The organism is Pigmentiphaga sp., from assembly GCF_019689535.1.
Lineage (GTDB): Bacteria > Pseudomonadota > Gammaproteobacteria > Burkholderiales > Burkholderiaceae_B > Pigmentiphaga.
This window is the reverse complement of record NZ_JADGHH010000125.1, coordinates 1-10,408: the sequence shown is the minus strand read 5'-3', so window position 1 is coordinate 10,408 and position 10,408 is coordinate 1. Positions and strand designations below refer to the sequence as shown.

8 protein-coding genes are annotated in these 10,408 nt (G+C 64.6%); 5 read left to right on the top strand and 3 right to left on the bottom strand.

Features of this window, described 5'->3' with window-relative positions:
• Window positions 1-169 precede the first annotated feature (169 nt).
• Together IRZ12_RS11670 and IRZ12_RS11665 are read left to right on the top strand one after the other, a co-directional pair.
• The gene (locus IRZ12_RS11670) at window positions 170-817 is read left to right on the top strand and encodes a sulfite oxidase heme-binding subunit YedZ (protein WP_296468567.1); all 648 of its coding nucleotides are present in this window, start codon (window positions 170-172) and stop codon (window positions 815-817) included.
• Complete coding sequence (locus IRZ12_RS11665; protein WP_296468565.1) at window positions 814-1,161, top strand: hypothetical protein; 348 nt, start codon at window positions 814-816, stop codon at window positions 1,159-1,161. Before IRZ12_RS11670 ends, IRZ12_RS11665 begins: the two co-directional genes overlap by 4 nt.
• 236 nt (window positions 1,162-1,397) lie before the next feature.
• On the opposite strand, the gene fdhF is transcribed toward IRZ12_RS11665, so the two are convergent.
• Window positions 1,398-4,217: a formate dehydrogenase subunit alpha gene (gene fdhF, locus IRZ12_RS11660; RefSeq protein ID WP_296468563.1), complete on the bottom strand. Its 2,820-nt coding sequence runs from the start codon at window positions 4,215-4,217 to the stop codon at window positions 1,398-1,400.
• Window positions 4,217-5,941 carry an NADH-ubiquinone oxidoreductase-F iron-sulfur binding region domain-containing protein gene (locus tag IRZ12_RS11655; RefSeq protein WP_296468561.1) on the bottom strand — a complete coding sequence of 575 codons (1,725 nt, stop codon included), beginning with the start codon at window positions 5,939-5,941 and terminating at the stop codon, window positions 4,217-4,219. The genes fdhF and IRZ12_RS11655 overlap by 1 nt, the downstream gene beginning before the upstream one ends.
• Window positions 5,942-6,076: 135 nt before the next feature.
• On the opposite strand from IRZ12_RS11655, the gene IRZ12_RS11650 reads away from it, so the two are divergent.
• Window positions 6,077-7,180 (top strand): substrate-binding domain-containing protein, encoded by a 1,104-nt coding sequence (locus IRZ12_RS11650; protein WP_296468559.1) that lies wholly within the window; start codon window positions 6,077-6,079, stop codon window positions 7,178-7,180.
• Here IRZ12_RS11650 and IRZ12_RS11645 read toward each other — a convergent pair.
• Window positions 7,168-8,400, bottom strand: a complete 1,233-nt coding sequence (locus IRZ12_RS11645) for an NYN domain-containing protein (RefSeq protein ID WP_296468557.1) — start codon at window positions 8,398-8,400, stop codon at window positions 7,168-7,170. The genes IRZ12_RS11650 and IRZ12_RS11645 overlap by 13 nt on opposite strands.
• A 223-nt stretch (window positions 8,401-8,623) precedes the next feature.
• Between IRZ12_RS11645 and IRZ12_RS11640 the strand changes: the two genes are divergently transcribed.
• Both IRZ12_RS11640 and IRZ12_RS11635 read left to right on the top strand, forming a co-directional pair.
• Entirely contained in the window at window positions 8,624-9,592 is a 969-nt protein-coding gene (locus IRZ12_RS11640) for an ABC transporter ATP-binding protein (protein ID WP_296468555.1), read from the top strand.
• Window positions 9,589-10,350 (top strand): ABC transporter permease, encoded by a 762-nt coding sequence (locus IRZ12_RS11635; RefSeq protein ID WP_296468553.1) that lies wholly within the window; start codon window positions 9,589-9,591, stop codon window positions 10,348-10,350. The genes IRZ12_RS11640 and IRZ12_RS11635 overlap by 4 nt, the downstream gene beginning before the upstream one ends.
• Window positions 10,351-10,408 lie beyond the last annotated feature (58 nt).

Here is a 10,408-nt window from a genome sequence, read left to right as displayed (position 1 = left end):
TGCGATCCAGCATCGTCAACCTCTTCTGAACGCCTCAAACCGGCCTCAAGAGTACGAAATCTATTCGGATCGCTCCACGTTATTCTGCGATGAACCAAATGAAATGACCGGCTCACCGGTCGCGCCAAGGCGGGCGCCCGCGTCCAGGGTTGGCCCGCGGATTTTCGGCATGCCCGCGGGGCGCTTCAAACTCCTGCTATTTGCGGTTTTCCTATTGCCCCTGGCCCGGTGGGTATGGCTGGGGCTGGCCGATGGCCTCACTGCCAATCCGGTGGAATTCCTCACCCGTTCCTCCGGCACCTGGACGCTGGTCGCGTTGCTCGCGACGCTCTCCATCTCGCCGCTCAGGCAGCTTCTCGGGCAGCCCGCCTTGCTACAGGTGCGCCGCATGTGCGGGCTGTTTACGTTTTTCTACGCCTGCCTGCACTTCATGAGCTATGTATGGTGGGACCAGTGGTTCGACGCGGCCGAAATCGCGCAGGATATCGCCCGGCGGCCCTTCATTGCCGTGGGCTTCGCGGGCTTCGTCGGCTTGGTCGCGCTCGCGGCGACTTCCACGCGCGGTTGGATGCGCCGGCTGGGGCGCTGGTGGCAGCGCGTGCACAGGCTGGTCTACGCCATCGGCGTGGCGGTGCTGCTGCATTATTGGTGGCAGAAAGCCGGCAAAAATGATTTTTCCGCGGTGTTTATCTACACTTTGGTATTCGCGGGATTGATGGGGTGGCGCCTTGTGCAGTGGCGCAGGCGCCAGCAGGGAGGCCTTTCGGCCAAGCATGCGCCCAGACCGCCTCACGATAACCACAGGGGTGCTCCATGAACGAAGTCACGGCCGACTCTGCCAAATTGCAGTCCGCCAAGAACCTGACGATGGTGATCTATGCGCTCTATGCGCTATCGCTCGTGGTCGGGGTGAGCAGCATTGCGGCCATCATCATCAACTACATCAAGAAGGGCGATGTGGCCGGTACATGGTTGGAAAGCCATTTCCGGTGGCAAATCCGGACTTTCTGGTTTGCCGTCCTGTGGGGCATCGTGGGCGCCTTGACGGTATGGCTATTCATTGGCTGGGTCGTCTGGTTCGTCGCTTTCATCTGGTTCATCTACCGCATCGTCAAGGGTTGGCTAAACCTGAACGACGGCAAAGAAATGTACACGGCGTGAGGGCCACGCGGCGTCAGCGCGCCAACACGCGGCGTATGACGCCGCGAAGCCAGGCCGAAACGGGAGGCTATCGCCGGAGCGGGATCGGGCGGCTTCACGGCTACGAGGCGCGCCACGGTTTCACCGAGACGAAGATCATCTATCACGATAGCGGCACGGCCTGGCGCGATGCCCGGTCCCTGGCCCCAGTGGGCTGGCCCCAAGGCCCACTGGGCCTTGGGGCTGCCCGCAGCGCGTCATGCACTTATCGTATCGGTTGCCAGCAACCTTCCGCCGCCGTAGCTTCCCTGCACCGGAGGTTCTCCGCCCAGCCGCATGGCCACCGCGCAATACTTGAACTCGGGAATCTTGCCGTACGGGTCCAGCACGGGATTCGTTAGTTTGTTGATGGCGGCTTCGTAGTAGCAGAACGGCACGAATACCGCGCCCCGGGGCGTGCCTTCGTCCGCGCGGGCATAAAGCGAGACTTGGCCGCGGCGCGATTCGAGGGTCACGATGTCGCCTGGCTTGCCGCCCAAGTCCGCGAGGTCCAGCGGGTGTACTAGCGCCACGGGGTCGGGTTCGATCGCGTCGAGCACGGACGCCCGCCGCGTCATGCTGCCCGTATGCCAGTGCTCGAGTTGGCGTCCGGTGATCAACACCATGGGGTAGTCCTCATCCGGACGTTCGGCCGCTGGAATGATGTCTGCCGGCACAAAGCGTGCCCGGCCGGTTTCGGTCGGGAACTCCGTCCTGAACACGACCGGTTCGCCAGGGTCGCCTTCCTTCATGCACGGGTAGGTGACGGCATGCTCGGCTTGCAGCCGTTCCCACGTGATGCCGCTTATGCTCGGCATGGCGCGGCGCATTTCGTCGAACACTTCCGAGACGTCGCGGTAGTTCCAATCCAGCCCCATTTGCGCGGCGATCTGCTGGATGATCCAGATGTCTTGGCGCGCATCGCCCGGCGGTTGCAAGGCTTGCCGGCCCATTTGCACGGTGCGGTCGGTGTTGGTGAAGGTGCCGGTTTTTTCGGGAAAGGCCGAGGCCGGCAAGACGACATCGGCGAGATAGGCCGTCTCGGTCAGGAAGATATCTTGCACGACGAGATGGTCGAGCACCGCCAGGGCTTCGCGTGCGTGGCTGGCGTCCGGGTCGGACATGGCCGGGTTCTCGCCCATGATGTACATGCCCCGCACCTCGCCAGCCTTGATCGCGTGCATGACCTCCACGACGGTCAATCCAGGCTTGGGGTCGAGCGGGACGCCCCAGAGGTCTTCGAATTTCTTGCGGGCGGCCGGGTTGTCGACGCGCTGGTAATCCGGATACATCATCGGAATCAGGCCCGCATCCGAGGCGCCCTGCACGTTGTTCTGGCCCCGCAGCGGATGCAACCCCGTGCCGGGGCGCCCGATCTGGCCCGTCATCAGCGCCAGGGCGATCAGGCACCGGGCGTTGTCAGTGCCATGCACGTGCTGGGAAACGCCCATGCCCCAGAGAATCATCGAGGCCTTGGAGGTCGCATAGAGGCGTGCCACGTGGCGGATGGTGTCGGCGTCGATGCCGCAAATGGGTGCCATGCGTTCCGGGCTGTAGCCCTCGACGTTCTTGCGCAGTTCCTCGTAGCCGATGGTCCGGCTCGCGATGAATGCTTCGTCCACCAGTCCCTCATGCACGATGACATGCATCATCGCGTTGAGCAGCGCAACGTCGGTATCTGGCTGGAATTGCAGGAAGCGGTAGGCATGCCGCGCGAGGTCCGATCGCCGGGGATCGGCCAGGATGAGCTTAGTGCCTTGTTTGACCGCGTTTTTGATCCAGCTGGCGGCGACAGGATGGTTTACCGTCGGATTGGCCCCAATGACGATCACCACTTCGGCCTTGCCGACGTCCATCACCGGGTTGGAAACCGCGCCCGAGCCTATGCCTTCCAACAGCGCCGCGACAGACGATGCATGGCACAAGCGCGTGCAGTGGTCGACATTGTTGCTGCCGAAGCCCGTGCGCACGAGTTTCTGGAACAGGTAGGCTTCTTCGTTGCTGCCCTTGGCCGATCCGAACCCTGCCAAGGCGCGCTTGCCGTAGGTGTCGCGGATCGCGCGCAGGCGTTGGCCCACCAGGTCCAGCGCTTCCTCCCACGTGGCTTCCCGGAACACTTCCATCACGCGCTCTGGATCCATCGGGGCATGGGGCTGCTTGGGCGCGTCGGGCCGCCGGATGAGCGGCCGGGTGAGGCGATGCGGGTGGTGGGCGTAGTCGAAGCCGTAGCGGCCCTTGACGCACAGGCGCGCGTGGTTGGCCGGGCCGTCGCGGCCTTCCACGTACAGGATGCGGTTGTCTTTGACGTGGTAAGTCAGTTGGCAGCCCACGCCGCAGTACGGGCATACGGAGTCCACTTGTTTGTCTGGCACCGCCAGCGCCGCGCCGCGCGCCGGCGCCAGGGCCCCGGTCGGACATGCCTGTACGCATTCGCCGCAGGCCACGCAGGTGGAGGCCCCCATGGGGTCGTCCATGTCGAATACGATCTTGGCCTGGTGGCCACGGTAGGCGAGCCCGATGACGTCGTTGACCTGTTCGTCGCGGCAAGCCCGCAGGCAGCGCGTGCACTGGATGCAGGCGTCGAGGTTGACCGCAATGGCCGGATGGGTGGTGTCGGCGCAAGGCTGCGGCCGCGCGTCGAAGCGAGGCTTGGCGACGCCGAGTTTTTCCGCCCAGAGGCCGACTTCGTTGTGGCGCGTGTAGACGGTTTCTGGCATGTCGGACTGCAGCAGCTCGAGCACCATCTTCTGGGCTTGCACCGCGCGCTCGCTTTGCGTCGTGACGACCATGCCTTCTCGCGGCGTGCGGCAGCACGAGGGGGCCAAGACCCGTTCCCCTTCGATTTCGACCATGCACGCGCGGCAATTGCCGGCCGGCTCCAGTCCATCCTTGTAGCAAAGGTGGGGAATCTCGATGCCGAGCCGGGCGGCCACCTGGATCAGCGTTTCGTTTTCGGCGGCGCTCACCTCCATGCCGTTGAGCGTGAAAGTGACGGTGGCGGGCTCGAGGCCGAGTTCGCGGCGGTTGACGGCATTCATCAGCGGCTCTCTTCTTGCAGCCCCAGTTCATGGGGGAAATACTTGATGACGCAATCCACGGGGTTGGGCGCGGCTTGTCCCAGTCCGCAGATGGAAGCGTCGCGCATGACGGCGGAAAGATCCCGCAGCAGGGCGAGATCCCAGTGCGGCTTGCTGATCAGCTCGAGGGCCTTGGCCGTGCCGACGCGGCAAGGCGTGCACTGGCCGCAAGACTCGTCTCGGAAGAAACGCATTAGGTTGCGCGCGGCCCCGATGGCGCTGTCGTGCTTCGAGAGCACCATGACGGCCGCCGAGCCGATGAAACAGCCGTAAGGCTGCAGGGTGTCGAAGTCCAGCGGGATGTCGTTCATCGAAGCGGGCAGGATGCCGCCGGAGGCGCCGCCCGGCAGATAGGCGTAAAACTCGTGCCCTTCCTGCATGCCATCGCAGTATTCGTCGATCAACTCCTGGATCGTGATGCCGGCCGGCGCCAGGTGGACGCCGGGCTTGCGCACCCGCCCCGATACCGAAAAGGAACGCAATCCCTTGCGGCCGCGTCGGCCATGCGAGGCGAACCAGTCGCTTCCTCGCTCGAGAATGTCGCGCACCCAGTACAGCGTTTCGAAGTTGTGCTCGAGCGTAGGCCGGCCGAACAGACCGACCTGGGCGACATAGGGCGGCCGCAAGCGCGGCATGCCGCGCTTGCCTTCGATGGATTCGATCATGGCCGACTCCTCCCCGCAGATGTAAGCTCCCGCTCCGCGGCGCAATTCGATGGCGGGCAGCGGGGAGACCGGCGGGTCGTCGCGCAGGCGTTGCAGTTCCTTTTCGAGTATTGCGCGGCAGCCGGGATACTCGTCGCGCAGGTAGACATAGACGGTCTGCGCGCCAATAGCCCAGGCGGCGATGAGCAGACCTTCAAGATGGCGGTGCGGATCGCGTTCCAGGTAGTAACGGTCTTTGAAGGTGCCGGGCTCGCCTTCGTCGATGTTGACCGCCATCAGGCGCGGGCCGGGTTCTGCGCGCACCGCGCGCCATTTGCGGCCTGCGGGAAAGCCGGCGCCCCCAAGGCCGCGCAGCCCCGAGTCTTCGAGTGCAGAGATCACGGATTCCACGTCCCGCTGTCCATGCACGCATTCGCGTAGCAGCCGGTACCCGCCTTGAGCGAGGTAGGTGGCATAGTCGGTGTACGAGCCCGGAAGTTCTCGCGTCTGGCCGTTCTCGACGGCGCTGCGCACGGCTTCGGGCGAGGCGCACGAAACGGGGTTTTGTCCCACCATGGCAACCGGCGCCTGTTCGCAGCGGCCCATGCAGGGCGCTTCCAGCACCCGTACGTCCGGGCCGAGGATTTCCTGCAGCCGCGCCAGCAAGGATGGGGCCCCGGCGATTTCGCAGGACAGGCTCGTGCAGACCCGGACCGTGAGCGGTGCGACGCCGGACTCGGACCGATCGTCGTCGCGCACCACGTCGAAGTGGTGGTAGAAGGATGCGACTTCGAACACCTCGGCCTGGGCCATGCCCAATTCCTGCGCGAGGGCCGCCAGGTGGCGGGTGCCCAGCTGGCCATAGCGGTCGTTGATGCGGTGCAGGTGTTCGATCAGCAGGTCGCGCCGGCGAGGTGCGTCGCCGAGCAGCGCCCGGACTTCGGCCAGCGCAGCGGGATCCACACGGCGGCCCTTGGGGTGCCGGCGCTTGCGTTCGCGCGTGGGCGCTGCCGCCACGATGGGGATGACTTTTTGTTCCATGGGAATCTCGGCAGCCGTGCGTCGCGGACAGGCAGGGCGGACGGCTAAAATATGTAATTCAGAACATATTTTTGTTTTGTTCAAGCCCACTCTAACAAAGAAACCCAAGCAAAAGAATATGTCTAGGATTGCATAATGTTTAAGGTTGCTATCCAGCCGAGCTGGCACATCCATGGAACGGATGCATCGCTTCGGCCCCCGGTCGACACTGCCTTGCTGTTGCGACTGCTCGGCCGCATACGGGCGTCGGGTTCCATCGCTGCAGCCGGCCGGCAGGAAGGCTTGTCCTATCGCCACGTATGGGGGTTGTTGCGCAGCGCCGAGGCGCTATTCGGCACGCCGCTGCTCGAAAAGCAGCCAGGACGGGGTACGCGGCTCAGTCACTTGGGCATGGTGCTGCTGCTGGCGGAAGAGCGCATTCGCGCGCGCCTGTCGCCGACCCTCGACAGCCTGGCGTCGGAGCTGGAGGCCGAGATCCGCAAGGCCGTCACCCCCGATCAACCCCCTTTGCGCCTATACGCCAGCCACGGCTTCGCCGTCGCTGCGTTGGTGGATTGGATCAATGCGGCCGACATCCCGGTGGAACTCCGTTATCGCAATAGCACGGAGGCCGTCGCCGCGCTGGCGCGGGGCGAATGCGATTTGGCCGGCTTCCACGTGCCATTGGGCGAGTTCGAAGGCGAGGCCGCGCGACGATATCTGCAATGGCTGGACCCGCGCAAACACGTGTTGATCCAGCTTGCCCTGCGGGTACAGGGCTTGTTCGTCGCTCCCGGCAACCCCAAAGGCATCGGGCGGTTGGCTGATCTGGGCCGGCCCGGCGTGCGCTTCGTCAACCGGCAGGAGGGGTCGGGGACACGCATGCTGCTGGAGCTCATGCTGGGGCGGTCGGGGGTGTCGCCCGGCCGCATCAATGGTTTCGACAGCACGGAGTTCACGCACGCGGCGGTGGCAGCCTACATCGCGAGCGACATGGCGGACGTCGGTTTTGGCATCGAGACCGCCGCGCGACGGTTTGGGCTTGATTTCGTCCCTCTCGCCACCGAGCGGTATTTCTTCGCGGTCGAGCAGGCGTCGCTTCACGCCGGGCGCCTCGATGAGGTGCTCGCCATACTGAAAACGCCCGGCTTCGTGGACAGACTGGAGGAGCTGCCCGGTTACGAGCCCGTCGAGACGGGCGCAGTCTTGACGCTGGACCAAGCGTTCGGCCCCGCGTCGAGCAGCGTTCAGTCCTCCTGACTGGCCACGGCCGTCTTGCGCGCGCGGCTGCGCGGCGCACTCTTGCGGGCCGTCTTGCGCGGCGATTTCTTGGCCGGGGCAGAGGGCAGCGTTTCGGGCGGTGGCGGCACGGATGCCGGCGGCTCCGGAGAGGGCGGTGCAGGCTCGGGTGTGGCCGCCTCGGGCGACGGTGCGGCCACGGGCAGGGGCGCTTGCGGAGCTGGTTCGACTGCGGGCGTGGCGGCAGGGCTGTCGGCGGGCGTCTCGCGCGAGCGAGCCGCCGCATTCTTGTTCGAAGGCCGCGCGGTGCGCCGTTTCTCGTTGCGCTTGGCCGCCGTGGGTGCGGCCTCCTCGGCTGGCTGCTGGGTGGCGGGTGCTGGCGCGGGCCTGGCGGGGGAAGCGTCGAGCAGGGCGTGCTCGCCGTTGCCAATGCGAGAGACGTAGGCGCCAGATTTGTCGTCTCGCCCGAATTCCAGGAGCCCCTTGGCCTGGGCGGCCTCCAGCAGGTTGCCGAACGCGCGGAAGCCGTAATAGGACTCGTTGAAGTCCGGCCTTCTGCGCTTGATTGCTTCCTTCAGGACGGATGCCCAGATCTTGCCGGTGTCGCCGCGTTCTGCGGCCAGCGCGTCGAGGGTCTCCACGGCCAGAGCAATGCCTTGTTCGCGGCGGGCTTCCAGGTCGTCCTTGCGGTGCTTGTCTTCTTCGTGGGGGCGGCGGCTGGCCGATGACGATGCGCGTGCATCGCGCCGCGACGCGTGCTGGGTTTCCCGTACCAGGTCGTCGTAGAAGATGAATTCGTCGCAGTTGGCGATCAGCAGGTCGGAGGTGGATTGCTTCACGCCTAGGCCGATGACCTGCTTGGCGTTCTCGCGCAGCTTAGAGACGAGCGGCGAGAAATCAGAGTCGCCGCTGATGATGACGAAGGTGTTGACGTGCGATTTCGTATAGCAGAGGTCCAGCGCGTCGACGACGAGGCGGATATCGGCGGAATTCTTTCCGGACTGGCGCACGTGAGGAATGTCGATCAGTTCGAAATTGGCCTCGTGCATGGTCGCCTTGAAGCCCTTGTAGCGCTCCCAGTCGCAATAAGCCTTCTTGACTACGATGCTGCCCTTCAGCAGGAGGCGCTCGAGCACCAGCTTGATGTCGAAGCGCTCGTACTTGGCGTCGCGCACACCCAGGGCCACGTTTTCGAAGTCGCAGAACAGCGCCATGCTGACGTTGTCCGGGATGGTGTTCATGGGGCGGTGCTCCGATGGTGCGACGGCGGGCGGGGTCCCGCCGCGAGATTAGGATGATACCGGTACCGCGGTCCTGCGCGGCGCCAGGGCATTATTCGCGACGGCGGAACGGTCTTTCGCGGAATCAGACGCTGCGAGGGGAATACGCATCCTATACACTCGTTGTCCACCGCCGGAGTTGCCGCAGTGTCCATTTTCTTCCCGGCGGTGCCGCCACGACATCATGCAGCCCACTCCGACACGACAGCCGCTCGCCGGCGAAGCGCCCGCCATCGTAGCCATTTCGGGGCTCGCCAAAACCTACGCCAACGGCTTCCAAGCACTCAAGGGCGTCGATCTCCAGATACGCAAGGGGGAAATCTTCGCGCTGCTCGGTCCGAACGGTGCTGGCAAGACGACGCTCATCAGCATCGTGTGCGGCTTGACACGGGCCTCGTCGGGGACGGTGCTGGTGGACGGGTTCGACATCGTGCGCGATTACCGGGCCGCGCGGTCCCGGATCGGCCTGGTGCCCCAAGAGCTGGCGACGGACGCCTTCGAGACGGTATGGGCGACGGTCAGCTTCAGCCGCGGCTTGTTCGGCCGCCCGGCCAATCCCGCCCTCGTCGAGGGCGTGCTGCGCGACCTTTCGCTCTGGGACAAGCGCAATGCCAAGATCATGACCCTGTCGGGCGGGATGAAGCGCCGCGTGCTCATCGCCAAGGCGCTTGCGCACGAGCCCAAGGTGCTGTTCCTCGACGAGCCGACGGCCGGGGTGGACGTCGAACTGCGGCGCGACATGTGGAAGATGGTGCGCCGGCTGCGGGACGAGGGCATGACCATCATCCTGACTACCCACTACATCGAGGAAGCCGAGGAGATGGCCGACCGCATCGGCATCATCAACAAAGGGGAGCTCGTGCTCGTGGAGGAAAAGCAGGCGCTCATGCGCAAGCTCGGCAAGAAGCAACTGACGCTGCAATTGCAGGCGCCGCTTGCCTCGATTCCCGCAGCGCTGGCCGGCTACGGACTGGAGCTCGCCGATGGCGGGCATGCACTGATCTATACCTTCGATGCGCAAGCGGAGACGACGGGCATTGCCGCGCTCATGCGGGCGCTGAACGAGCAGGGCATCGACTTCAAGGACCTGCATTCGAGCGAGAGTTCGCTGGAAGATATTTTCGTGAGCCTGGTCCAGGAGCAAACATCATGAATTTCCATGCGATCCGTGCGATCTACCGGTTCGAGATGGCGCGCACGTTCCGCACCATCACCCAGAGCATCGCTTCGCCCGTGTTGTCCACCTCCTTGTATTTCATCGTCTTTGGCACCGCCATCGGCTCGCGCATGGGCGAGATCGGCGGCGTCAGCTACGGGGCGTTCATCATTCCCGGCTTGATCATGATGTCGCTCCTCAACGAGAGCATTTCCAACGCTTCGTTCGGGATATACCTGCCCAAGTGGACGGGAACGATATACGAGCTGCTCTCGGCCCCGGTCTCGCCGGTGGAGGCCGTCATCGGCTACGTGGGCGCGGCGGCCACCAAATCGATCATGCTGGGCGTGCTCATCCTCGTGACGGCCCGCCTGTTCGTCCCGTATCACATCGAGCATCCCGCATGGATGGCGGGGTTCCTCGTGCTGACGGCGCTGACCTTCAGCCTGTTCGGCTTCATCATTGGGCTGTGGGCGGACGACTTCCAAAAGCTGCAAATCATTCCCTTGATGGTCGTCACGCCGCTGACCTTTCTGGGCGGGGCCTTCTATTCGATCAGCATGCTTCCGCCAATCTGGCAGAAGATCACCCTCGCCAATCCGGTGGTGTACCTGATCAGCGGCTTCCGCTGGAGCTTTTATGGCCAGTCCGACGTCAACGTGGCCGTGAGCTTGGGGATGACGCTGGCATTCCTCGCAGCCTGCCTGCTGATCGTGGCCTGGATATTCCGCACCGGGTACAAGCTCAAAACGTAAGCGAGCCGCGCCACGGCGGTGCGCCGCGACCGCGCTTGGTGCACCTGGCGGGGGGGGG